The organism is Achromobacter mucicolens (assembly GCF_029866465.1).
Lineage (GTDB): Bacteria > Pseudomonadota > Gammaproteobacteria > Burkholderiales > Burkholderiaceae_B > Achromobacter > Achromobacter mucicolens.
Map to the genome: position 1 here is coordinate 4,846,846 of NZ_CP123364.1, position 23,587 is coordinate 4,870,432.

Annotated in this window: 18 protein-coding genes; 7 read left to right on the forward strand and 11 right to left on the reverse strand. The window is 67.1% G+C overall.

Features of this window, described 5'->3' with window-relative positions:
• Nucleotides 1-7: 7 nt before the first annotated feature.
• Nucleotides 8-1,249: a GGDEF domain-containing protein gene (locus tag QEP15_RS22090; protein WP_280148068.1), complete on the reverse strand. Its 1,242-nt coding sequence runs from the start codon at nucleotides 1,247-1,249 to the stop codon at nucleotides 8-10.
• 136 nt (nucleotides 1,250-1,385) lie between these two features.
• On the opposite strand from QEP15_RS22090, the gene QEP15_RS22095 reads away from it, so the two are divergent.
• On the forward strand, nucleotides 1,386-2,249 hold the full coding sequence (locus QEP15_RS22095) for a GNAT family N-acetyltransferase (RefSeq protein ID WP_280148069.1): 864 nt from the start codon (nucleotides 1,386-1,388) through the stop codon (nucleotides 2,247-2,249).
• Between the two features lie 4 nt (nucleotides 2,250-2,253).
• Here QEP15_RS22095 and dcd read toward each other — a convergent pair whose 3' ends face one another.
• The 4 genes from dcd to apbC form a co-directional block, all read right to left on the reverse strand.
• Entirely contained in the window at nucleotides 2,254-2,817 is a 564-nt protein-coding gene (dcd, locus tag QEP15_RS22100; protein WP_008166733.1) for a dCTP deaminase, read from the reverse strand.
• 109 nt (nucleotides 2,818-2,926) lie between these two features.
• Nucleotides 2,927-6,811: a translocation/assembly module TamB domain-containing protein gene (locus QEP15_RS22105; RefSeq protein WP_425285968.1), complete on the reverse strand. Its 3,885-nt coding sequence runs from the start codon at nucleotides 6,809-6,811 to the stop codon at nucleotides 2,927-2,929.
• On the reverse strand, nucleotides 6,808-8,703 hold the full coding sequence (locus QEP15_RS22110) for an autotransporter assembly complex protein TamA (RefSeq protein ID WP_152382620.1): 1,896 nt from the start codon (nucleotides 8,701-8,703) through the stop codon (nucleotides 6,808-6,810). Before QEP15_RS22110 ends, QEP15_RS22105 begins: the two co-directional genes overlap by 4 nt.
• A gap of 3 nt (nucleotides 8,704-8,706) precedes the next feature.
• A complete protein-coding gene (gene apbC, locus QEP15_RS22115) occupies nucleotides 8,707-9,795 on the reverse strand; it encodes an iron-sulfur cluster carrier protein ApbC (RefSeq protein ID WP_142053129.1) in 1,089 nt (362 codons plus the stop codon).
• Nucleotides 9,796-9,896: 101 nt separating this feature from the next.
• Between apbC and QEP15_RS22120 the strand changes: the two genes are divergently transcribed.
• Nucleotides 9,897-10,172 (forward strand): hypothetical protein, encoded by a 276-nt coding sequence (locus QEP15_RS22120; RefSeq protein WP_056325207.1) that lies wholly within the window; start codon nucleotides 9,897-9,899, stop codon nucleotides 10,170-10,172.
• A gap of 223 nt (nucleotides 10,173-10,395) precedes the next feature.
• Entirely contained in the window at nucleotides 10,396-12,462 is a 2,067-nt protein-coding gene (gene metG / locus QEP15_RS22125) for a methionine--tRNA ligase (RefSeq protein WP_062839969.1), read from the forward strand.
• Nucleotides 12,463-12,526: 64 nt separating this feature from the next.
• On the opposite strand, the gene QEP15_RS22130 is transcribed toward metG, so the two are convergent.
• The 3 genes from QEP15_RS22130 to QEP15_RS22140 form a co-directional block, all read right to left on the reverse strand.
• The gene (locus QEP15_RS22130; RefSeq protein WP_152382623.1) at nucleotides 12,527-13,264 is read right to left on the reverse strand and encodes a sulfurtransferase; all 738 of its coding nucleotides are present in this window, start codon (nucleotides 13,262-13,264) and stop codon (nucleotides 12,527-12,529) included.
• A gap of 87 nt (nucleotides 13,265-13,351) precedes the next feature.
• Nucleotides 13,352-14,149 carry a DUF4377 domain-containing protein gene (locus tag QEP15_RS22135; RefSeq protein WP_425285969.1) on the reverse strand — a complete coding sequence of 266 codons (798 nt, stop codon included), beginning with the start codon at nucleotides 14,147-14,149 and terminating at the stop codon, nucleotides 13,352-13,354.
• A gap of 31 nt (nucleotides 14,150-14,180) precedes the next feature.
• Complete coding sequence (locus QEP15_RS22140; RefSeq protein ID WP_056325197.1) at nucleotides 14,181-14,708, reverse strand: META domain-containing protein; 528 nt, start codon at nucleotides 14,706-14,708, stop codon at nucleotides 14,181-14,183.
• Between the two features lie 303 nt (nucleotides 14,709-15,011).
• Between QEP15_RS22140 and QEP15_RS22145 the strand changes: the two genes are divergently transcribed.
• Nucleotides 15,012-16,157, forward strand: a complete 1,146-nt coding sequence (locus QEP15_RS22145) for an acyltransferase family protein (RefSeq protein WP_152382624.1) — start codon at nucleotides 15,012-15,014, stop codon at nucleotides 16,155-16,157.
• Here QEP15_RS22145 and QEP15_RS22150 read toward each other — a convergent pair.
• Entirely contained in the window at nucleotides 16,138-16,482 is a 345-nt protein-coding gene (locus tag QEP15_RS22150) for a helix-turn-helix domain-containing protein (RefSeq protein ID WP_280148070.1), read from the reverse strand. The genes QEP15_RS22145 and QEP15_RS22150 overlap by 20 nt on opposite strands.
• A 624-nt stretch (nucleotides 16,483-17,106) precedes the next feature.
• Between QEP15_RS22150 and QEP15_RS22155 the strand changes: the two genes are divergently transcribed.
• Entirely contained in the window at nucleotides 17,107-17,922 is an 816-nt protein-coding gene (locus QEP15_RS22155; RefSeq protein WP_217618190.1) for a response regulator transcription factor, read from the forward strand.
• 424 nt (nucleotides 17,923-18,346) lie between these two features.
• Nucleotides 18,347-19,558 (forward strand): voltage-gated potassium channel protein, encoded by a 1,212-nt coding sequence (gene kch / locus QEP15_RS22160; RefSeq protein ID WP_056325187.1) that lies wholly within the window; start codon nucleotides 18,347-18,349, stop codon nucleotides 19,556-19,558.
• Here kch and QEP15_RS22165 read toward each other — a convergent pair.
• Nucleotides 19,535-21,127, reverse strand: a complete 1,593-nt coding sequence (locus QEP15_RS22165) for an EAL domain-containing protein (RefSeq protein WP_280148071.1) — start codon at nucleotides 21,125-21,127, stop codon at nucleotides 19,535-19,537. The two genes, kch and QEP15_RS22165, sit on opposite strands and share 24 nt — an antisense overlap.
• A 92-nt stretch (nucleotides 21,128-21,219) precedes the next feature.
• On the reverse strand, nucleotides 21,220-21,861 hold the full coding sequence (locus tag QEP15_RS22170; protein WP_280148072.1) for a TetR/AcrR family transcriptional regulator: 642 nt from the start codon (nucleotides 21,859-21,861) through the stop codon (nucleotides 21,220-21,222).
• Nucleotides 21,862-22,055: 194 nt separating this feature from the next.
• Here QEP15_RS22170 and QEP15_RS22175 point away from each other — a divergent pair, with 194 nt between their 5' ends.
• Nucleotides 22,056-23,561, forward strand: a complete 1,506-nt coding sequence (locus tag QEP15_RS22175) for an efflux transporter outer membrane subunit (RefSeq protein WP_280148073.1) — start codon at nucleotides 22,056-22,058, stop codon at nucleotides 23,559-23,561.
• Nucleotides 23,562-23,587: the final 26 nt, after the last annotated feature.

Genomic DNA, 23,587 nt, shown 5'->3' on the forward strand with positions numbered 1-23,587 from the left:
CGGCGGGTCAGCCCGCGCCTGCCCGGCGCCGCGCGCCGAACGCGCATACCTGATTGCGCCCGCCGTCCTTGGCCTTGTAGAGCGCCTGGTCGGCCGCCTTGATGACGGCGTCCGGCGCGCGCAGGGCATCGCTGCGCTCGGCCACGCCGATGCTGACCGTGACGCGCAGGGGCCGGGCGCCGCGCCCAGCCCGGCCGCCACGCCGGCGCTGGCCGATCTGGTCCGCCTTGGGACGGGCCGGCTTGTCGCGCAGGCGCATCTGGTAGGCCTCGATGGCGCGCCGGACCGTTTCCAGATGCGGCATGGCTTCGGCCGCGGTCTTGCCGGGAAACACCAGCGTGAATTCCTCGCCGCCGTAACGATAGGCTTGGCCGCCGCCCGGCACGCGCCGCAGCTGCGAGGCCACCATGCGCAGCACCTGGTCGCCCACGTCGTGGCCGTGCGTGTCGTTGAACGCCTTGAAATGGTCGACGTCGGCCATCGCCAGCGTGTAGACGCGGCCCATGCGCTGCAGCCGTTCGTTCAGCGCGCGTCGGCCCGGCAGGCCGGTGAGCTCGTCGCGAAACGCCATGTGAAAGCCTTCATGCGCCAGCGAGATGCACAGGGACGTCAGCGCCGCGGCGGACATGAGGGCCAGTTCGAGCGGCTGGGCCGCCCCGCGGGGCAGCGCCCACGCCATGCAGACAAAGCCCAGCCACTGCCCCGCCTGCTGCGGACGTCCATAGCGCAACAGCAACAGCGTCAATGTCAGGCCGGTGGCCAGCAGCGCAATCAGCGCCTCGGCCGGCACGCCCATGCGCGCCAGCGTGCCCTGCAGCGCAATGGTGCTGAACAGCTCGTCCACGCCGTCCTTGCCGGCCAGCGCGATGATCGCCGCGCCCGCGGCCATCAGGCCGACGCGCAGCGCCACGTCGATCAGCATGCTGGACCGTTCGGACCACATGGCGTTGATGGTGTAGACGAGCGACCACCAGGCCAGCACAGGCCCCATCGCCCAGGGCGCGTCCCGAACCAGCGTGGGCCATGCCGCCGTGACGGCCAGCACGCACAGCATCAGCGCCATCGTTTGAGAGCGCTGATACATCAGGCAGATTGCCGAGCCGATCAGCGCCATCACCCACGGCACGAACGGCACGATCAGGCTCACCGCCGGCGGCCATTCCCGCCAGAACAGCAGTCCGATCGCGGCGGCCACCGGCAACGCGGGATAGAACAACAGGGGCAGCCAGGGGATGTGGGGGTAACGCACGGATTGGGCCTTGCTAACGCTTGCAGAAATGACGTCGCCAAATCGGCAAACACATGTAATCTTTTTACGGACGCGGCGGGAGGTTCTTTAGCGCAGGCCGCGTAACGACGCGGCGCTCCACCATCACAAGGCCTCCATGAGAATCCTGGTCAATATCGATGTTCCTGATCTCGAACACGCCATCGGCTTTTATCAGGCCGCCTTCGGTTTGACGCTGAACCGCCGGCTGGGCGCGACGGGCGCCGAAATGCTGGGCGCCGACGCCCCCATCTACCTGCTCGAGAAAGCCGCAGGCACACCGGCGGCCGGCGCAGTGCGCCAGCCGCGCGACTATGCGCGGCACTGGACGCCCGTGCATCTGGACGTGGTGGTGGACGACGTGGACAGCGCGGTCGCCCGCGCGGTGGCCGCCGGCGCGCGCCTGGAGGATCCGCCCGCCACGCACGCCTGGGGCCGCATCGCGCATCTGGCGGACCCTTACGGCCACGGCATCTGCATCCTGCAATTCCTGGGGCGCGGCTACGACGAACTGGCCAGCGAAGCACAGGCTGGCGCCGCCCCGCTGCGCTTTACGCCCGCAACGCAGGCGGATTTCGAGGCGCTGCTGGCGCTGAGGATTGCCGCCATGCGGGACAGCCTGGAGCGGCTGGGCCGCTTCGATCCGGACCGGGCGCGTGAGCGGCTGCGCGGCACCTTCCGCCCCGAGTGCACCTGGCACATCGAGGCAGACGGCGATCGCATCGGGTTTTATTGCCTGCGCCCGGACGGCGAAGGGTTGCGGCTGGATCATCTGTACGTGCATCCCTGTGCGCAAGGACGAGGCGTGGGCGGCCAGGTGCTGCGCCGGATCTTGCGGGACGCCGACCGCGACCGCCAGGCAGTGACCCTGAGCGCGTTGCGGGGCAGCGATTCAAACCGCTTCTATCGCCGGCACGGCTTCGTGCAGACCGGCGAAGGAGAATGGGACATCGAATACCTGCGGCCGCCGGCCGCAGGCTGAGGGATCAGGTGCGCGGCAGCGTGACGCCGCGCTGGCCCTGATACTTGCCGCCACGATCGCGGTACGAGGTCTCGCAGACCTCGTCGCTTTCCAGGAACAGCATCTGCGCGCAGCCTTCGCCGGCGTAGATCTTGGCAGGCAGCGGCGTGGTGTTGGAGAACTCGAGCGTGACGTGGCCTTCCCATTCGGGTTCCAGCGGCGTCACGTTGACGATGATGCCGCAGCGCGCGTAGGTGCTCTTGCCCAGGCAGACCGTCAGGACGCTGCGCGGAATGCGAAAGTACTCCACCGTGCGCGCCAGCGCGAACGAGTTGGGCGGAATGATGCAGACGTCGCCCTTGAAATCCACAAACGAGCCTTCGTCGAAATTCTTGGGATCGACGATCGTGGAATTGATGTTGGTGAAGATCTTGAATTCGTCGGCGCAGCGCACGTCGTAGCCGTAGCTGCTGGTGCCGTAGCTGACGATACGCCCGCCATTGGCCGTCCGGACCTGACCCGGTTCGAAGGGTTCGATCATGCCGGCTTCGGCCTGGCGGCGGATCCAGCGGTCGCTTTTGATGCTCATGGTGGGTGTGGTGCTAGGGATTTGAATGGGCGTCATTTTATCCCGACCGCGCCGGATCCCCCGGCCCAAGGCGGGACAGGCTTGTCCCGCCTCAAGCGCAAGCACCCGCTTAATTGCCAAACAGCGTGCGATAGACCAGCGAAATCCCGTTGACCGAGCCGCCCTTCAAATCCAGGGACAGACCACGCGCCAGCCGGTAACTTGCCCGGCCCACGGTGTCGCTGCCCGAGAGCGCCTGCTCGACGCTCAGCGTGATGCCATTGGCGAAGTTCTTGCTGGCCACCAGGAATTGCGTGGACAGATCGCTGCCGATATCGCGGTTCACGTTGCCGGCCACCGTGCGGTCGGGCAGGATGCTGCCCGAGCTGCCCATGTTGCCGGTGCGCACGGCCACGTCGTCCAGGCCGAACTGCTTGTAGAACGGCTGCCCGCCGCCCAGCAACGCCGTGCCGATCGACACGAGCAGGGCCGCGTCGCCGCCGCTTTCGTCCGGCCCCCGCCCCAGTAGCAGCCACGACAGCTTTTCGACGTCGCTGACTTCGGGATAGGACACCAGGTCGATGCGCGGCCGCTGGGCCGTGCCCACCACCCGCACGCCGGCCTCGACCAGTTCGCCCGTGCGCAGGGCCTCGATGTCCAGGATGGGATTGTCCAGCCGGCCCTGGAAGGTCAGCGTGCCGCGGCTCAGTCGCAGCCGCTGGCCATAGGCCTCGATGCCGCCGCCGCGCGTGCGCAACTGGCCCCAGCCCGTCAGCCGGCCCTCATTCAGGCGGATCTGGATGGAGCCGAGCAGACCGGCGTCCAGCCCCATGCCGGTGATATAAAAGCGCGGCCCCATGTCGAACTTCAGGTCCATGCTGGTCTGCAGGGGCGTGGACACCTTGCCGGGTTCGTCGCCCGCGCGGATCACGCGCACGTCATCGTCCAGCGTGGGCACGCCCTGCAGGATTTCCAGGCTGAACCAGCCGGCATCGGCGCTCAGGTCACCCACGATTTCCAGACGCGGCATGGCCGCCCGCACGTCGACCGTGCCGGACACCATGGCGTAGCGGTCCGAGCGCTGCAATGCCGGGAAGCGGAACAGCGTCAGCCGGATGGCGCCGCCGCCGTCCATGATGTTCCAGTCGCCCTTGGCTTCCGCGTACCCGCCCTTCGCGCCCGGGTTCGTGGTGATCCATTCCTTGGTGCGCCATTCGGCCGGCATGACGCGCAGCGACGCCGGAAAGCGCAGGCTGTCCAGGATCAGCCGCTGGCCGTCCAGACGCGCGGACAGCGTGCCGTCGATCAGCCGCACGCCGTCGTCGATGCGGACCAGCCGCAGCTTGTCGCCCCGGATGGTGCCCGTCGCGCCCCATTGGCCCGCCAGCGTGCCCTGCACGTCGATGTTGGCCTTGAGCGTGCCGCCGACCTCCATGGCGTCGCCCACGAAGAGGCCCACCCAGGCGAGGTCAGCGATATCCGCGTTCAGCCGCGCCCGCAGCGGCTGGCGCGTATCCAGCGCCATACCGCCTTGGGCGTTCACCAGCAATACCGCCGTGCCGGTGCCGTTGATCGAGCCCATCTTGTCCGTCGACAGATCCAGGCGGGCATCCAGCCGGCTGGCGTTGGCCGACGTGGGCGTGGCTGTCACGTCGACGACCAGCGTCTTCACTCCCAAGGGGATGGGCGGGTCGCCCGGAATCAGCAGATCGCCCGTACGGCGCGCGATCCGGGCGCGGCCCGCCAGGCGCCCGTCAAATTTCAGATCCCACAGCAGGTCGAGCGCAATGCGGCGCTGGCCGTCGGGCACCATCGCGTTCACGCGGCCGGCATTGCGGCCCAGCTTGGCCGCGGCTTCCGGGTCGAATGCGCCGATCACCTGGCGCGCCACGGTCGCGGTGATGACCAGATTGTCGGACTGCCCGGCGGTTTCCCAGCGCTTGCCGCCGCCGCGCGAACCCTGGTGCGCCACGGTGAGGCGCTCCTTGCCCGGCAGGACGAGGCTCAGCGCGGTCTGGCCCACCTGCCATTGCCACTGCGGCGCCACCGCCGCAGGCAGGAAGGACAACGTAACCGGCCGGTCCAAGGAGACGGCGAACCCGGCGGTATCCGCGCCCAGCCGCGAGAACGTGCCGCGCCAGCCCACCAGCGCCGCATCCGGCTGGCCGGCAGGTCCCCTGCCCCAACCGCCGTTGAAGGTCAGGTTGGCCTGCGCGCGCGATTGCCCGATGATGCCCGGCCGGGGCCGGGGCGGCGTGTAGCTGGCGGTGATCTCGCCGCGGTGCGCGGCCACCGTGCCGTCGATGCGGGCGCGCACCTCCGCACCGCCCGGCACATCCGGCCAGAAGGCGTCTAGCTGCGGGGCCTGGGCGTCCAGCGTGATCGCGCCGTTTGCCGCCCCCAATTCACCCGTCGCGCGCACGCGGTTGCGGCCCAGCCGCAAATCCACGTCCAGGTCGTGGATCCGCAGGCCGGCCAGCGGGTCTACCGACGGATCCGGCGCGGCGCTGCGGGCAGGCGCCGGCGGGGCGCCTGTCGCCGCGGCATTGGTCGCAGCAGGGGCTGCCGCGGTATCGGCCGCCGCAGCACCGGCTGCCGCAGCACCTGCTGCCGCAGCGACGTCCACCTGCGCCTTCAGATTCCCGCTCAGCGCTTGTCGGTTCCAGCGGCTGCCTTCTTCAAACCGCAGGCTGACGGCAGCATGGCGCAGTTCGCTCAGGTTCTCGATATCGGCCTGTACATCGGCGCGTACGGTAAGGAGCGCCGGCGGAATGGCAGGGCCCGTCCACGGCGCAAGGTCCAGCCGCTGCGCGTCCAGCGAGCCGACGATCCGGTTGCGCCCCGGCGCGTCGCCCGCCTGCAGGTCGAACTGCGCGGCCAGCGTGGACTTGTCCGGCAGTTGCGCGCGCGCCCGGGCGCTGCGCAGCACCAGCGCCGTGCGCGGCGCCAGATCGGCCACCACATCCAGCACCAAATTCGAACCCGTGCCGTCCACCTTCGCCTGAATGCCGTCGAGCGATCCAGCGGCGTCGGCGCGCAGCACGACAAGGCACGTGGGCGCGGGCGGGCCCATCGCCGGCGGCGCGGGCGCGGTATTGTCCTTGTTGCCCTTGTCGCCTTCCGCGGCGTCGGCAGGGGACTTGGCCGCCGCTGCCGGCTTGACGGCAGTTGCGCCCTTCGCGCCCTTGCCCCCCGCCTCCGCCGCACGCGCGCCTGCGCGCTTCGCGCCGTTCTGGGCCTTGGGCGCTTCCACCTTTTTCACCGGTTCGCTGGCCTTGGCGCCGGGCTGCGCCGGCCCCGCCACCGGCCCGAACACGCCGCTCAACCGGTCGGCCTGGCACAAAGGGGAATCGGGGCCCGCGCCGCGCGCCGTCACGTCCAGGCGCGCCGCGAACGGCCACGGGTCGGCCAGGTCCTGCAATTGGGCCTGGCCCGTCACGTCGGCCTCGCCCACTTCGTGTCCGACCCGCAAGCTGGCGATACGCAACTGCGCGCCTTGCTGGCCCGCGGCGAACGTGGCGTTCAGGTCGTTCAAGGTGACGGGCAGCGGCTGGCCATCCTGAGTGAACTGGAAATCGCCCAACGCCAGCCGGTCCACGGCGATGGCCACCGGCAGCTTGGGCAGGGTGAAGGGTTCGCCGTTGTCTTCGGCAGGCGGCGCCTCGGGCGAGGACACCATGTCCACGCGCACAGAACTGGCCGACAGATTGCGCACGTGCAGCAGCCGGTCGCCCAGGGCGCGCCAATGCACGGCCAGGTCCAGATCATGGATATCGACGTGCGTGCCGCCGGCCGTCAACGTCAACTGGCCCACGGTCACCCCGCGCAAGAGCGAGCCATTCACGTCCAGCGCCTGACCGTCCAGCTGCTGCGCGGCCGTCGTCAGCAAGAGGCGCGTGCCGTTCTGCGAGGCCACGAGCCAGAAGATGAATCCGGCCGCCAATGCGGCCAGCATGGCAAGCCCGGGCAGCCACCACACCAGCACATGGCGCAGGAATTTACGCACGAACTTCAAAACGCGATCCCCAACGAGAAATGCAGGCGCAGGTCGCGTTCGCGCTGGCCGTAGGCCACGTCCAGGAACAACGGGCCGGCCGGCGTGCGCACGCGCGCGCCGACGCCGTAGCCCACGGACATCTTCATGTCGCCGAACGATTCGGCGGCATCGCCCGCATCCACGAACACGCCCATGCCCCAGCGCTCGTCAAAATAGTGGTCGTATTCAATGCTGCCCACCAGCAGCGTGGGCGCGCCCACCACGGCGTTGTCGCGGTGCACGCCAATGCTCTGGTAACGGTAGCCGCGGATAGTGCGCGCCCCGCCCGTCCGAAAGCCAAAGTCGTCCGGAACCTGCACGTCGCCGTTGGACCACACGCGGCCGACTTCGCCGCGGATCGTCAGCACGTCCAGCTTGCCGATCGGCCACCACTTCTGGCCGCGCAGCCGCAGGCGCGTGTAGGGCTCGCCCGTATCCAGCGTAATACCCACGCCGCCACCCACGGCGATCAGGTTGCCTTCGCGCGGATCGTATTTGTTGTCCACGTCGCGCCGCAGCCATTCGGCCGTGGTGGTCACGGTGGGCAGCGTGTAGCTGTCGCCGCCGTCGATCTTGACGTGGTCCTGCGCCAGCAGCACGCCGTAGCGCGTTTCGTATTCGACCCGGCTGTCGCCCGCGCCCTTGCGCTCCTGCGTTCGCGTGGCGCCCAGCGCGTAGCGGGTCACCTCCAGCCCCTGGATGTCGGAGCGGTCCGCCAGGATCCCGAACGAATCGCGGTAGCCGCGCTCGGACGGCGGCAGCAGGATATCCATGAAGGCGCGCTGGCGCAGCCGGTCCACGCCAAAGCCGGTTTCCATCGTGACCGGCTGGCCGAACACGACGTTCTGCCGATACAGGGACTCCACCCGCACGCCGGCCTCGTCGTCCACGCCGATCGACGCGGAAAAGCGCTTGGGCGGGGCCTCGACCACGCGCACCTGCACGGGCAGCGTGATTTCGCCGTCCGAATCGAACTGCGCGGGCGGCGGGGGCAGGCCGCCCGACACCGTGGGATCGCCTGCCGGCGCGGCCGCGGCGGCGTCTTCGGCGCCCGGCCCGCGGGCGCGGTCAGAGATCGGGTCCGTGGGCTGATCGGTCTGGCTGGGCGGCTCCTGCAGCGAAACGAACGCGCCGCGGAAGAAGGCGGTCGATTGCAGGTCCTGCTGCCACTGATCGAGCCGGTTCTGGTCGAACGCGGCCCCCACGTTGTAGCGGACGTAGCGATCGATCAGCGTTTCGGGCACCCGCTTCAAGCCCTGCGTGTTCAGTTCGCCCATGCGCACCTGCGGCCCGCTGTCGATGGTGACATGCAGATGCGCGACCGCGTTGTCGGCATCGATGTCGGCGCGCGAGGACGTCATGCGCGCCAGCAGGAAATCGCGCGTGGAAATTTCGTCCAGCAGCGTGGCCTTGGCGCGGTTCCAGTCGCTATTGATGAAGGGCTGCCCTTTGCGCAAGCTCCAGTCGTCGCGCAGCCGCTGCACGCGCTGCGCGTACTCGGGACGCGTGATGCGGCCCGTGAACGCCAGGTCCACGGATTCGACGGTCGTGCGCTTGCCGGGCACGATGGCGATGTCCCAGGTTTCGCCGCCGATATCGGTGCCGGCCTCGAGCGTGACCTTGGGCGAAAAATAGCCCTGGGTGGCCAGCGCCGCCAGCGTCGCATCGCGCGCGCGCCGGCGCAGGCGGTTGATTTCACCGCCGTCCTGGTCTTCGGCCAGCCGCGCAATCGCATCGACCGCCTGGGTGATCGCCTGCAGCGCGGCCGGGGGCACACCCCCCGGGTCCACAATGACTTCGGGGCGCTTGGCCAACGCCTCGCCCGCCAGCATGCACAGTCCTGCCAAAAAGGCGCGGGCAGCCCACCGCATGCTTCAGGTCGGTTGCTGGACGACGATGGAAGGAAACTTTCCGGCCATGTCGCGCGGAAGTGCCGCAACGCCCGCGGCCAGCTTCCGAGCGATCGCGCGGTACAGAGACGCGGCCTCGCTGCCGGCGTCGGACACCACCGTCGGCGTGCCGGCGTCGGTCTGCTCGCGAATCGCAAGCGTCAGCGGCAGGCTGCCCAGCCACGGCGTCTGATATTGCTCAGCCATGCGCTGGCCGCCGCCTTCACCGAAGATGTGCTCGGCGTGGCCGCACTGCGAGCAGATATGAATGGCCATGTTCTCGACCACGCCCAGAATCGGCACTTCGACCTTCTGGAACATTTTCAGGCCCTTGCGCGCGTCCAGCAGCGCCACGTCCTGCGGCGTGGTGACGATGACCGCGCCCACGACCGGCACCTTCTGCGCCAGCGTCAGGGCCACGTCGCCCGTGCCGGGCGGCATGTCGACGATCAGGTAATCCAGATCGCGCCAGTTGGTCTGGCGCAGCAGTTGCTCCAGCGCCTGCGTGACCATCGGACCGCGCCAGATGGCGGGGGAATCGGCGTCGATCAGGAAACCGATGGAGTTGGCCTGCAGGCCGTGACCGGTCAGGGGCTCCATGCTCTTGTTGTCCAGGCTTTCGGGACGCCCGGAGATGCCCAGCATCGTCGGCACGCTGGGGCCGTAGATATCGGCGTCCAGCAGGCCGACCTTTGCGCCCTCGGCCGCCAGGGCCAGGGCCAGGTTCACGGCGGTGGTGCTCTTGCCCACGCCGCCCTTGCCGGAAGCGACCGCAATAATGTTGCGCACGTTGGGCAGCGGCTTCAGGCCCTTCTGCACCGCGTGGGCGGCTACCTTCCAGGTGACGGTGACCTGCGCATCGGGCGCGCCGGCTTGCGCCAGCGCGCGCACGGCGATGTCGCGGACCTGTTCGCGGACGGCGTCGGCGGGATATCCCAGCTCGAGCGTCAACGCGACACGGCCGCCAGCCAATTGAATGTCACGATCTTTTACAGAAACGCCCAAATCCAAACCGGTATTCGGGTCTTGCGCGGCGCGCAGTGCGGCGCGGATGTTTTCTATCGTTATACTCATGTCACTATGGTTCCGTAGGCAGCGCGGCGTCTGCGGGCCGCCATCCCCTAAAGGATAGCGGATACACGGGAACCTTTCGCTGCGTTTTGCATCCGACATTCATGACCAACACACTTATCCGCTTCTTTCGTGCCGTCCTATTCGCCGCCCTGGCCTTGATCGGCATGGCGATGGCGCTGGTGTTCATGCTTTCCACGGCATTCGCCGTGGCGATCCTTTATGTGGTCGCCAAGGTGCGCGGCAAGCCCTTCGGCGTTCGCGCCTATTGGAGCCAGCGCCAAGGCGCCCGCCCTGGACCCTTCCAGTCCGCCACCGCTCCGTTTGCCACGCAACCGCGTGGCGACGTGATCGACGTCGAGGCCCGCGAAATCCGCTGACGGCGGTTTTCCACTGGCTTGCGCGTCATTGCGCGCAAGCTGGCCGTTTCGTGTTGCGCAAGGTCGCACCAGACGCCACGGCCACTCTTCCCTCAACCCGCCTGATTCGCATCGATGCGATGGGCGGGTTGTGTGCTTTCCGGGGCCCCGCCGCGGGCAGGCCTGCGCGCTTGCCCTAAAATGGCCGCCAAATCCCTTTTCCCCTCAACCTCAGTCGACAACCATGTCTCGCACCCTCTTTGTCACCACTGCGCTGCCCTACGCCAACGGATCCTTCCACATCGGCCACATCATGGAGTACATCCAGGCCGATATCTGGGTTCGTTCGATGCGAATGGCGGGCCACACGGTGCATTTTGTGGGCGCGGACGATGCGCACGGCGCGCCGATCATGCTGAAGGCCGAAAAGGAAGGCATCACGCCGCAGGCGCTGGTTGCGCGCTACGCGGCCGAGCGCCCCCAGTATCTGAACGGCTTTCACATCCGCTTTGACCACTGGCACTCGACCGACTCGGCGGAAAACGTTGCGCTGTCGCAGGACATCTACCGCGCCCTGAAAGCCCAGGACCTGATCGAAACGCGCTCCATCGAGCAGTTCTACGATCCGGTCAAGGGCATGTTCCTGGCCGACCGCTACATCAAGGGCGAATGCCCCAAGTGCCACGCCAAGGACCAGTACGGCGACTCCTGCGAGGTCTGCGGCGCGGTTTACGCGCCCACCGACCTGATCAACCCGTACTCGGCGCTGACGGGCGCCACGCCCGTCCTGAAGTCGTCCGACCATTTCTTCTTCAAGCTATCCGACCCGCGCTGCGTTGAATTCCTGCAGCAGTGGACCACGGGCGCGAACCGGCACGGCGGCAAGCATCTGCAGCCCGAAATGCTGGCGAAGACGCGCGAGTGGCTGGGTGGCGAAGACGGCGAGGCCAAGCTGGGCGACTGGGATATTTCCCGCGATGCGCCCTACTTCGGCATCGAGATCCCCGACGCGCCGGGCAAGTATTTCTACGTCTGGCTGGACGCGCCGGTGGGCTACCTGGCGTCGCTCAAGTCGTATTGCGCGGTCAAGGGCATGGACTTCGACGCCCTGCTCGACCCCAACGGCGACACCGAACAGGTTCACTTCATCGGCAAGGACATCGTGTACTTCCACGCGCTGTTCTGGCCCGCCATGCTGAAGTTCGCCGGCCGCAAGACGCCGGACGCCGTCAACGTGCACGGCTTCATCACCGTCAGCGGCGAAAAGATGTCCAAGAGCCGCGGCACCGGCATTTCGCCGCTGCGCTACCTGGAACTCGGCATGAATGCCGAATGGATGCGCTACTACATCGCCGCCAAGCTGAACGCGCGCGTCGAAGACGTGGACTTCAATCCCGAGGACTTCATCGCGCGCGTGAATAGCGACCTGGTCGGCAAGTACGTCAACATCGCCAGCCGCGCCGCCAGCTTCATCACCAAGCACTTTGACGGCGTGCTGGGTTATTCGGGCGACACGGCCGCGCTGTCCGCCGAATACGCCGAGCAGGCCGAGTCGATCCGCGCCGCGTTCGAGGCTCGCGAATACAACCGCGCCATCCGCGAGATCATGGCCTACGCTGACCGCATCAACCAGGCGTTCGACACGGCGCAGCCGTGGGTGCTGGCCAAGGGTCTGGCCACGGCCGAAGACGCGCAGAAGGCCGCGCTGCAGGACATCTGCTCGCGCTCGCTGGCCGGCTTCAAGGCCCTGTCGGTGATGCTGGCCCCCGTGCTGCCCCAGCTCGCCGAACGCGTTGCGCTGGAATTGTTTGGCGCGCAGGCGCCGTTCACGTGGGCCGATGCCGCGGTGCTGCCGCAGCGCGTCGCGCCGTTCAAGCATCTGATGCAGCGTGTCGAGCCGCAGATGCTGGAAGACCTGTTCGAGCCGCCCGCCGCGCCCGTCGTGGTGCCCGGCGGCGAGCCGGTGGCCGAGACCATCTCCATCGACGACTTCGCGCGCGTCGACCTGCGCATCGCGCAGATCGTCAATTGCGAACACGTCGAAGGCTCGACCAAGCTGTTGCGCCTGACGCTGGACGTGGGCGAAGGCCGCCACCGCAACGTGTTCTCGGGCATCAAGTCGGCCTACAAGCCCGAAGACCTGATTGGCAAGCTGACCGTCATGGTCGCCAACCTGGCCCCGCGCAAGATGAAGTTCGGCGTGTCCGAAGGCATGGTGCTGGCTGCCAGCCATGCGGATGAAGCCGTGGACGCCGGCATCTACGTGCTGGAACCGTTCCCCGGCGCGAAGCCCGGCATGCGCGTGCGCTAAGCGGCGCCCCCCATGCAAAGAGCCCGCAAATGCGGGCTCTTTTTCCTTGCAGCGCCGGATCGGATCAGGCGTTGCTGGGCGCCAGCGCCGGATCCAGCGAGATGCGCTCGTCGAAAACGAAGCACTTGCCTTCGTAGCCGGGTCCGCCCGTTTCCTCGAAATACTTGAGAATGCCGCCGTCGAGCTGGTAGACGTTTTCGATACCGGCCTCGTTCATGAAGATGGCGGCCTTTTCGCAGCGGATGCCGCCCGTGCAGAAACTGACGACGGTCTTGCCCTCGAGCTGGGCGCGGTTCGCCTGCACCGCCGCAGGAAACTGCGTGAATCGGTCGATGCGCCAGTCGATGGCGTTCTTGAACGTGCCCTCGTCCACCTCGAAGGCGTTGCGCGTGTCCAGCATGACCACGGGACGGCCCTCGTCGTCCACGCCGGCCTCCAGCCAGCGCGCCAGCGTGTGGGCGTCGACACCGGGCGCGCGGCCCGCCGCCGGACGGATGGCGGGGTGGTTCATGCGGATGATCTCGCGCTTGATCTTGACCAGCAGCTTGCGGAACGGAACGTCGGTGCTGTGGCTGAACTTGACCTCCAGGTCCGCGAAGCGCGGATCGGCACGCAGACCCCGCAAAAAGGCGTCGATGCCGTTGGCCGCCCCCGCGAGGAACAGGTTGATGCCTTCCTCGGCCAGCAGGATCGTTCCCTTGAGCCCGGCGGCGGCGGCCTCGGCGAGCAAGCGTGCGCGAAGGTCGGGCAGGTCATCCAGCGAAACGAATTTGTAAGCGGCGATATTGACGACGGCAGTCATGGCAAAGCAGTGAAGATGGGCGATGAAGACCGTAATAGTAATCGCTGGGCGGCGCACGCCTTCCCGGCCGCTGCCCGGCCGCAGCACTCAAGGGCTGACGACCTGCTGCTCCACGACGGCGTCCAGCACCCAGCGCAGGGGGGACGCCCCCATCGGCGGATTCGGATCCTCGATTTCCACCACACGCAGGCGATAGCGCACCCCGGGCTGGAAGTTGAAACCGGTGATCTCGCCGTGCCAGACCTGCCAGGGTTGCGATGCGCTGTCGCGGACCTGATAGCACAGGGCGCGGCCAGCGCCGGTCTGGCAAGGCACGCGCTCGGCGTTCACATAGACCAGTTTGGCGGCGCCCAGCTGGCCACCCGCGACCGGATCCACGCGCCGTCCGAAATCCAGCGTGTCGCCGGTGCTGAGCTTCCACGTCATGCGCTGCGGGTTATTGGTGTTATCGAACGACGTGGCGGTGATGCGGGTGAGCGCCGCCAGATACGCGTGCTCGATCTGCATGACGTTTGGGGCGCAGACCATCCGGGTGGATACGGCATCGGCGCGCACGATCAACAGTCCGTTGGCAATGGTGTAGGGAGCGTTGTAGGTATTGCAGCCGGCAAAACCCATGAGGCGCGGCGAGCCCTGGTCATGGATGAACGCGGCCGTGATGGGGCGTTGCGATGCCGAAGGATGCGGCACGGGGCGCAGCGCGCCCCCAGGCAGCGTCCAGCGCGCCAGCTCCCAGTTCGTCTGCACCAGAACGTCGGATGCCGAGGCCGGCTGGAACCGTGGATCCTGGCCATCGGCCGCGCGCATCGGCGGCGACGAGCAGGCCACGAGACTCGCGCACAGCAGGCCGGGCGCCAGGCGGCGCAGAAAAGTTGGGTTGCGCATGCAGGTTCTCGAATCGCGCCTGGGCGTCGGGTCAGGGTGTCGGCGGATCCTGGCGGCGCTCGAACTCCAGCACGTCGCCGCCACGCAGATTGAACGTCAGGTGGCGGGGCGCGCCACCGCTATCCAGCGTGAACGTGTCGATGGCGCGCAGCGCGCGCAGGTAATCGGCTTCCAGCTTCGCGCGCTCGGCGGGCACGCACGCCATGCGCGTGGAGGCAGGCGCGTCGATGACGAGCTTGTTGCGCTCGAGCTTGTACGTGCCGGTGTAACGGTTGCAGCCGGAGAATCCGTTGACCTGGTACTGCTTGCCCTGCGCGAGAAAGGTCAGGCGAATGGGTTCGCCGTTGTCGCCGTGCGGAATGTCGCGCAGCGCGCCGCCGGGCTGCGCCCAGCGGACCAGTTCCCAACTCGTCTGCGCCAGCGAATCCTTGCTGGTGGCGGCGCTGGCGGCTGCGGCGCCTTCAGGGCGCGCACCGCCGGTGCCGGCGCAACCGGCCAACGCCGCAGTAAGCAGCGCGAGGCAGAGCAATCTGCCGTGCGGGGACAGGATGGTGGGCATGGACGGGACTCCAATGGTTCGTACCGTCGTACTGTAACCGGCCTCGCCCAGAGACGCGATTTTCTCCGTCCGACAGCGGTATCCAAAAGATGCACGATTGAGCCGGAGGTTCTAACGCTGATGATCTCCGGTTCTGCATCGAATGCCGCATGGCGGGGGGTCAGGCCGACGCGCAGAATCGATGACAGTTGATGACTCCGGCCTAAAAAGTAATACAGGGAAAGAGGAGCGGAGCCCGCGACGACCGCATGCGCAGTGTCCGGCCATCGGGCCTGAGAACAATATCCACCGGGGAGATGCGCGATGGGCTTTTTGAGAACCTTACTGGCACTGTCAGTGGTGCTGGACCATCTGGGTGGCGGCTACGCCGACCAGTTGGTCGGCGGCAGGCTTGCCGTGCAGCTCTTCTATGTCATCTCCGGCTTCCTGATCTCGTACGTGCTGACGGCCACGGACCACTACCAGGGCGCCACCGGCAAATTCTACGCAAACCGCTTCCTGCGGCTTTTCCCCATCTACCTGTCGGTGGCGGCGTTGACGCTCACGGCCCACATCGTGAGCGGCGGCTCGTTCTTCCGCATCTACGAAGCCCTGCCCTTCAGCGCCGAAGTCTTCCTGTTCCTGTCGAACCTTTTCATCTTCGGCCAGGACTGGCTGATGTTCTTCGGCATCCGCGACTCGGCCCTGGCCTTCACGGGCAGCTTCGCGAATAGCGACGTGCCGCTGTACAAGGGCCTGCTGGTGCCGCAGGCCTGGACGCTGGGCGTCGAAATGAGTTTCTACCTGGTGGCCCCGTTCATCCTGCGGTCGCCGCGCAAGCTGCTGGCGTTGCTGGCGGCATCGCTCGCCCTGCGCGCCATCTTGATCTGGACCGGGGTCGGGCGTTCCGATCCCTGGACCTACCGGTTCTTCCCCACCGAGCTGGCGCTGTTCCTGATCGGCTCGCTGTCGCACCAGGTGGTGTTGCCGCGAATGAAGGCGTGGACACAGCGCGTCAAGCGCCTGCCCGAGCTGGGCACGGGCATCCTGTTCCTCTACGTCGTGGCACATTTCTCGATCGGCATCAATCCGACCGTGCGCGATGGCCTGGCTGTCCTGCTGTTTGCGGCGCTGCTGCCGCTGGCGTTCCTGTTCCAGTCGCGCCACCGGCTGGACAAGGCAATCGGCGAGTTGAGCTATCCGCTCTACATCTGTCACATGCTGGTGATCATGGCGTTCAGCTGGCTGATGCACGACGTGCAGGAACACCAGCCCATGCTGTTTGCGGCCATGTCGATCACGGGTTGCATCGGATTCTCGGCCGTCTTGAACTACCTGATCGCGGATCCGGTGGAGCGCCTGCGCAGCCGTCTACGTGCCGATCCGGCGGGCGGCACCGCGCCCGCGGACGCCTCGCGGCGCCCGCAAGCGCCCGCGCAGCCGATAGGGACTATTCACCGCGTGCCTTGATGTAGGCGCTGAGCACCAGCTCGATCTGCCGCTTTTCCTGTTGGCTGAGGCGGGCGTAGGCCGAATACGAGATCGTCTCGAAAGGCCAGGCGGCAGGGTTGGGGGTCTCGGCGGCGGAACCCGCGGCAGTGTGCCCGTGCGGGGTGTCCACCATGGGGCCTTCGCCGGTACTCAGCCACATGGGATTGACGCGCAGCGCGCGCGTCAGCTTGATCAGCGCATCGCTGGAAGGCTGCTGGCGCTGCCCGCTTTCGTAGTTGCCGATGGCGCTTTGCGACAGGTTGCTTGCGACCGCCAAGTCTTTTTGAGTCCATCCCTGAAGCATTCTTGCGTTGCGCAGACGATGGCTAAACGTGTCCAATCGATCAACCCGAGACATTAATTGTTTGGTTTTATTTGATTAAAGCATTTCAGTTCCGCGGCCAAATAAACGGATTAGGCCCCTATTTCCGGGCTAATCCATAAATCGCCGTGAGGCCCCCCTGGCCCCGCGTACAAGCTGCTGCGTACGCGCCCCTTCCGATGCAAGCAGCCCTTAAAAAATTCATATATTTCATCGGCTTGCAATACTTCACCAGTCATCGCGCCGGCCCCATGAGCGAGCCCGCGACAAGCGCAGTGAGCAAAAAAGACGCATGAGTTTATGAGCGCAGCCGCTGGCGGAAGAGAAAATAATGTATCGGTAATACATAATACTTTTCTGATGCAAATTGGGGATCAAACGCCGTTTCAATGGCTGCAGGCGAATTCCTCCCCGGACGGACTGTTACTGTCCGAAACCATAGAAACGTATCTTCACAAAAAAACACGCCCGTGTTTAAATGAAACACAGGCGTGCCTCCCATGAGGACTCGCGCCCACAACGGCCGGCAACGGCATGGCATGAGCCAGGCGTCCGGCATTTTCCTGGCGCCCACGGCCTGCCCGCGCCGCCTCATTGGAAGCATCAATGAACAACACGCTGGATGTCATTTTTCTTGGCAGCGACGACGCCAGGCATGCCAGACTGGTCGAGTCCCTGTCCCATCTGGGATTCAACGTCCGCCGCTGCCCCGATCTGGTGGACGTCTACGACAGATTTTCCCGCCGGCCCAGCCCGCTGGTGGTCCTGGAAGCGCCGCTTCCCGATGTCCACAACGCCGCCGTGCGCCTGCGCGCGATCGACCGCAGCCTGGGCATCGTGGCCATCGCTCCATTCCTCGACGCCGAAAGCCGCATCCGCACGCTGTTGTGCGGGGCGGACGCGTGTCTGCCGCCGGATGTCACGGGGCTGGAACTCGCAGCCGTCCTGCAGGCGCTGGTGCGTCGCGCGGTCGGGCTGGATGGTCTGGAGACGGGCGCGGATCCGCACACGGCCGAGGAGTCGGCCCAGGAAGGCTGGCGGCTGGCGAACAAGGGGTGGACACTCATCAGTCCCAAGGGCAGGACGCTGGGGCTGACGACGGGGGAACGCGACTTCCTGTCCAGACTGGTCAACGCGCCGGACCGCAAGGTCAGCCGCGACGCATTTCTTGCCGATGGGGCAGACGAAGCCGACAGCGGCATCACGCGCCGGCGCTTCGTGGATGTGATGATCAGCCGATTGCGGCGCAAGGCCGCGGCCAACCAGATGACGCTGCCGATCCGCGCGGTGCACGGATGGGGCTACATGTTTGCGGCCGACATCACGCTGGATCTGGAATACCGGGTCACGGCGCCGACCCCGCGCGCCGACGGGCGAGACGCCTGGCGCAGCGAAGAAGCGGACGCGAACGCGTCCGTGTAACCGCAGCAGCGGACGCGCCACGCGTGGCTGCAAGGGTGGCCCGGCGCGAATCGCCGGGCGAAAAAAACGCGGCGCTGCCCCCGAAGGGTAAGACGCCGCGCTAAAACAACACGTGAACCCGGAGTCATCGGCCGGCACCGATGCCTTCTACCTGGATCACGCGATTCCAACATTCGTGCCTCATACTACTCACGCACGGTCCAACCGTGGCCCGCGCCGGGTCTCTAGTCCCTGCACTGGCTGCAACGTGATCAACGCCTGGCAATTCGTCCACCCTGACTACTGGTAGGCTTTACTGCCATATCGGCGGGGTTCCTTCCGGATAGCCGCCTGATGAGGAAAGTTTATGACCTCGGACGCGTTTGCAGTAATTCTTTGTTGATAGTCTTCCATACCATATTGATATAGGAAGCTTGTGCCCTCGATGCCCCTGCCCCAGCCTCCCCTGCGCCATCGGCTCCGTAAGATACTGGCGTTCTTCCCGCCGAACTGGTGCCTCGCCTTCCTGGTGGCGCTGGACGGATACGCCTTCATGCACCCGGTGCTGCGCGAAGTCCGCGCACGCGAATATTCGTTCTGGCTTGCGCTGGACAACTGGCACGAGATCATGCGCGTGGTCGGGTTGCTGGAGATTCCGCGCCTGGTGCTTGGCGTGGGCCTGCAGGTGATTGCGCTGGGCCTGATCCTGAAAGCGCGCATTGCGTGGGCGTTCTCGCTGGTGCTGCTGATCGGCATCGGCACGTTCGCCATCCTGGGCGATGGCGGCCGCGCGGGGCTGGGCATCTATACCTTGGTGCTGGTGATCGCGCTGGTGGCGTACTGGCGCCGTTTCGACCGCGCCAGCGTGACGGCCGGGTCGCTCTTCGCCCTGGTGAGCGTGCTGTCGCTGATGATCTACGCCGTGTTCGGCACGCTATATCTGGGCAATGAATTCAATCCGCCGATCCTGGATGCCGGCACCGCGCTCTACTTTTCGATCGTCTCGATGTCCACGGTGGGCTATGGCGACATCACGCCGCACAGCGGCACGGCGCGGCTGTTCACCGCGTCGATTATCATCCTCGGCATCACCGTCTTCGCAACCTCCGTCAGCGCGATCGCCGGCCCGGTGATCGGCGGCAACCTGAAACGGCTCGTCAAAGGCAGGTTTTCCTCGGCCATGAGAAAGAACCACATCATCATCGCCGGCGCCACGCCCCTCGCGTTGAGCGTCTACCAGGGCCTGCGCAGCCGCAACGAAGAAGTCACCGTCATCGTCCCGACCGGCGTGGCGCACGACTACCCGGCCGCCACCGACCTGATCGAAGGCGACCCCTCGAGCGTGGACGTGCTGCACGTAGCGGGCGTGGCGCGGGCGCGCTATGTGCTGGCGCTGCGCGACGACGACGCCGAGAATGCGTTCATCGTGCTGGCCGCCAAGGAAGCAACCGGCGCGGACGGCGCCAAGACCGTGGCGCTGGTCAATACCAGCAAGCACCTCGAAAAGATCCGCCGGGTGCAGCCCGACCTGGTGTTTTCGGTGCAACTGCTGGGCGCGGAAATGCTGACCCGCGCGATCAACGGCGAGCCAATGGACAGCCAGGCCATCACCGACCTGTTCTTCGCCAAGCCATCAACCGACGCCAAGCCCGCTTGACCGCAGCTGCGGCTCGCCCAACGGCGCGTGCCGCGCATACCACGCCACGAATTGATCCGACGGCATGGGCCGCGCAAACAGGTAACCCTGGATGAACGCCACGCCGCGGCCGCTGAGATAGCGGAACTGCAGGTCGGTTTCGACGCCTTCGGCCAGCACCGCCAGACCCAGCCGGTGCGCGAGTGTGATGATGACGTCCAGCACCGGCGCGTCTTCGCCCGTGGGTTCGATGGCATGCACGAACCCCTTGTCGATCTTCAGGTAATCCACCGGAAACCGCTGCAGATACGACAGCGAACAATGGCCGGTGCCGAAATCGTCGATGGCCACGCGCACGCCCTGCGCGCGCAGGGCCTCGATGTTGCGCCGGGCCTGCCCGTCGTCGGTGACCAGACTGCGCTCGGTGATCTCCAGCACCAGGGTCGGTTCACGCTGGGCGATGTTGGCGGCAAAGCGCTCGATGTCGCCGGTGAATTCGGGGCAGGACAAATGCGCGGCGGCAATGTTCACGCCCACATGAAAGCCGGGCGGCGTATCCCAGTCGCGCATGTCCCGTTCGATCAGCGCGAACAGATGGCGCGTCAGCGGGACGATCATGCCATTGGTTTCGGCGGCGGCGATGAAGACGTCGGGCCGCACGGCGCCCACGCCCGGCCGGTCCCAGCGCAACAAGGCCTCGACCCCGCTGCACTGGCCCACCGCATGGCCGTATACCGGCTGGTAATGCACCCGGAATTCGTCGGCAACGATGGCGCGGCGCAACTGTTCCTTGAAGGACTGGCGGTTGACCTGCTGGCGAAACGCCGCCACGGCCAGGCCGAGGCCAAGCAGCGCCGCGGCGGGCAGGTAGGTCATCAGCAGTTGCTGCCACGCCTGCACGACCGCTTCGGCCGGCGCGCTGACACTGAGGGTGACCGGCGCGCGGCAGTCGGGGTTCGTCGTCTCGGTGTAGATCACTTCGCGGGGCGCGCCCGCTGCCCCCTTGCGATCGTTGTGGATGGGCACGCCGCCCTCTCCCACTTGCACGTCGATCTGGTAATCGCGCAGATTGGATAGCGCGTTCAACAGATCCTGCACGTACCGGCCGTCGACCACCACGACCGCGCTGTGGCCTTCGACCCCGGGCCGGCCCAACAGCACGGCGGGACGTTCCGGCGCCAGCGGAGTCCCGGCCACCGTGATGAGCCAGCGGTCCGGGGAACCGCCCACCGACCATCTGCGAAATTCCGACACCGCGTAATCGACCTTGCCGACCGCCGACGAACAATACATGCGCTCGCCGCGGACCAGCACCAGGGACCGGACATACGGGTTCAGCGAACCCCAGCGTTGCAGATCGGGCAGTGCCTCGTCGCAGGAAAGGGCGGTCAGCGGCGCCACGCGGTCCAGAAGTTCCCAGGACTGCGTCAGGATGAGTTGCGTCTGGACTTGAACGATGCGCGCGGCCGACTCGGCGTCATGGCGCTGTTCCTTCTGCGCATGCCACCAGGTCCAGGCCACGCAGGCGATCACCGGCAAGACCAACGCCAGGGCCACGGGCAGATAACGCCACGACGGTACGCGTTCCATCAGGCCTGATGTCGGCAAGGGGTCTCCGCGGCAGTAAAGGGGCCATTAGTGCGGGTGCATCGATGCGATGGGACACCATGCGCGGCGCGGCGTCAAGAACTGCGTGCAGCCCGCCGCTGCCGGGCCCCCGGGGCCAACAGTTCGACGATCATCGCCACGTGGGCCTCGCGACGCGCCGCGAGGCCGAGCTCGTCGTGCGGCCCAAGCAGCGCGGCCATGACGACGGTGTGCACCACCGGCGCCAGCAGCAGCCAGGGTTCGCGCAGCGCAACGCCGTCGCGGCACAGCCCCCGCCGGCGGGCCAGCGCCAGCAGACGGCCCAGGTCGGCAAGATGCGCCTCGGCGGTTTCGTGGCGCCAGCGCGCCGCCAGATGCGGCACCCTGCCGCTTTCGGCAAGCAGCAGCCGCAGCGTGCTGATCATGGCGGGATTGGCGAGGCTTTCATGCAGATGATCGGCAATGCGCTGGGCCAATGCCTGCACCGAGGTGGCGCTGTCGACGATGGCCGGGATATCGAGGGGCGCGGGCGCGAGGTGGCGTTCGAGCAGCGCCTCGAAGATGGCTTCCTTGCTTGCGAAATGCGCGTACAGCCCGCCCTTGGACACGCCGGCGCGCAACGCGATGTCGTCCATGCGCGTGCCCGAGTAGCCCGCCCGCGAGAATTCCCGCAGCGCGGCGTCCAGGATCTGGCCGATCCGTACCGGCGGCGGCAGGCGAGTGCGCGGCCTGTCCATGTCTGATTGCTCCAGGGTCACGATGCGCCCATTACATACCGACCAGTCAGTCGCTAAATTGATTCGCGTCAAGGAATTTTGCGGCCGGATGGGCACAATAGGCACACGCCCTGGCGCCGGAACCGTCCGTGCCGCAAGGCCAAAAGCCTGCCGCGCGCGAGACGCTTCCGCCCCCCGAGCCGGAGACCCGCCGCATGACAGCAACCGCGTTTTCCGCTTCGATACCTCCTCGTCTAGCCGCCGCCGCCCTGACGCTGCTGATGGCCGCCGGCTGCACCTCGCTCGCGCCCGAATACCAACGCCCTGCCTTGCCGGTGCCGCAGGCATATCCCCGCGACAGCCAGCCTCCAGTCGGACAGCTGGACGCCGCCCAGCCCGCGGCGGCGCCCGCGTCCATCGCCGCGCCCGCCGCCGCCCGCATCGCCTGGCAGTCCTACTTTCCCGACCCCGCGCTGCAAGGCCTGATCGCCACCGCGTTGGAAAACAGCCGCGACCTGCGCGCGGCGTTGCTGCGGGTCGAGGAAGCGCAGGCGCTGTACGGCATCCAACGGTCCGACCAGTTCCCCACCGTGGGCGTGCAGGCGCAAGGCTCGCGGGCGCGCGTGCCGGGCGACCTGAATGTGACGGGCCAGCCGCAGGTTTCCAGCCAGTATCAGGTGGGCCTGGGCATGGCGACCTGGGAACTGGATTTCTGGGGACGGGTGCGCAGCCTCAGCGATGCGGCGCTGGAAAACTATCTATCGACGCAGGCGGCAGCGCAGGCGGCCACGCTGAGCCTCATCGCCCAGGTGGCGGACGGCTACCTGCGGCTGCGCGAACTGGACGAACGCCTGGAGCTCACCCGCGAGACCATCGACTCGCGCGCGGAATCGCTGCGCATCTTCCGCCGCCGCTTCGAGGAAGGCGCCATCTCGAAGCTGGACCTGACGCAGGTCGAGACGCTGTGGCAGCAGGCCAAGGCGTTGGGCACGGAACTGGAACGTTCGCGCGCCGCACAGGCGCACACCCTGGAATTGCTGGTGGGTGCGCCGCTGGATCTGCCCGCCGGTCCGGCGCGGCTCAATGACGAGGCCGTGATGCGCGACCTGCCAGCGGGGTTGCCGTCCGACCTGCTGACCGACCGGCCCGACATCCTGGCCGCGGAGCATCGGCTAAAGGCCGCCAACGCCAACATCGGCGCGGCTCGCGCCGCCTTTCTGCCCAGCATTACGCTGACCGGGGCCTTCGGCACCGCCAGCGCCGAACTGGACGGACTGTTCGCGGGGGGAAGCCGCGCCTGGAATTTCGCGCCCAGCATCAACCTGCCGATCTTCGATGCCGGCCGCCGGCAGTCCACGCTGGACCTGACCGAAGCGCGCCGGGATCTGGCCGTCGCCAGCTACGAACAAACCATACAAAGCGCATTCAGGGACGTGTCCGACTCGCTGGCGTCGCGCCGCTGGCTGGCCGAACAGGTGGACGTGCTGCGCGCCACCGTGGCGGCGCAGGCCGAGCGGACCCGTCTGGCGCAGTTGCGCTACGACCATGGCGCCTCTCCGTACCTGGAAGTGCTCGACGCCAAGCGCGATTTGCTGGCCGCGCAGCAGCAGCTGGTGGAAACGCGCCGCGCGCTCCTGTCCAGCCGCATCGGCCTGTATGCCGCGCTGGGCGGCGGGTCGCTGGCGCCTGAAGCGCCTGACGCCGGCACGGCCCAACGCTGACGGGCCCGACGCTGAAAAGCCCAAAG

Excerpts from the sequence above, each read along its gene's own strand:
- QEP15_RS22095 (WP_280148069.1), top strand. The coding sequence starts at position 1,386 with ATGAGAATCCTGGTCAATATCGATGTTCCTGATCTCGAACACGCCATC.
- dcd (WP_008166733.1), bottom strand. The coding sequence starts at position 2,817 with ATGAGCATCAAAAGCGACCGCTGGATCCGCCGCCAGGCCGAAGCCGGC.
- QEP15_RS22110 (WP_152382620.1), bottom strand. The coding sequence starts at position 8,703 with ATGCGGTGGGCTGCCCGCGCCTTTTTGGCAGGACTGTGCATGCTGGCG.
- apbC (WP_142053129.1), bottom strand. The coding sequence starts at position 9,795 with ATGAGTATAACGATAGAAAACATCCGCGCCGCACTGCGCGCCGCGCAA.
- QEP15_RS22120 (WP_056325207.1), top strand. The coding sequence starts at position 9,897 with ATGACCAACACACTTATCCGCTTCTTTCGTGCCGTCCTATTCGCCGCC.
- metG (WP_062839969.1), top strand. The coding sequence starts at position 10,396 with ATGTCTCGCACCCTCTTTGTCACCACTGCGCTGCCCTACGCCAACGGA.
- QEP15_RS22130 (WP_152382623.1), bottom strand. The coding sequence starts at position 13,264 with ATGACTGCCGTCGTCAATATCGCCGCTTACAAATTCGTTTCGCTGGAT.
- QEP15_RS22135 (WP_425285969.1), bottom strand. The coding sequence starts at position 14,149 with ATGCGCAACCCAACTTTTCTGCGCCGCCTGGCGCCCGGCCTGCTGTGC.
- QEP15_RS22140 (WP_056325197.1), bottom strand. The coding sequence starts at position 14,708 with ATGCCCACCATCCTGTCCCCGCACGGCAGATTGCTCTGCCTCGCGCTG.
- QEP15_RS22145 (WP_152382624.1), top strand. The coding sequence starts at position 15,012 with ATGGGCTTTTTGAGAACCTTACTGGCACTGTCAGTGGTGCTGGACCAT.
- QEP15_RS22150 (WP_280148070.1), bottom strand. The coding sequence starts at position 16,482 with ATGCTTCAGGGATGGACTCAAAAAGACTTGGCGGTCGCAAGCAACCTG.
- QEP15_RS22155 (WP_217618190.1), top strand. The coding sequence starts at position 17,107 with ATGAACAACACGCTGGATGTCATTTTTCTTGGCAGCGACGACGCCAGG.
- kch (WP_056325187.1), top strand. The coding sequence starts at position 18,347 with ATGCCCCTGCCCCAGCCTCCCCTGCGCCATCGGCTCCGTAAGATACTG.
- QEP15_RS22165 (WP_280148071.1), bottom strand. The coding sequence starts at position 21,127 with ATGGAACGCGTACCGTCGTGGCGTTATCTGCCCGTGGCCCTGGCGTTG.
- QEP15_RS22170 (WP_280148072.1), bottom strand. The coding sequence starts at position 21,861 with ATGGACAGGCCGCGCACTCGCCTGCCGCCGCCGGTACGGATCGGCCAG.
- QEP15_RS22175 (WP_280148073.1), top strand. The coding sequence starts at position 22,056 with ATGACAGCAACCGCGTTTTCCGCTTCGATACCTCCTCGTCTAGCCGCC.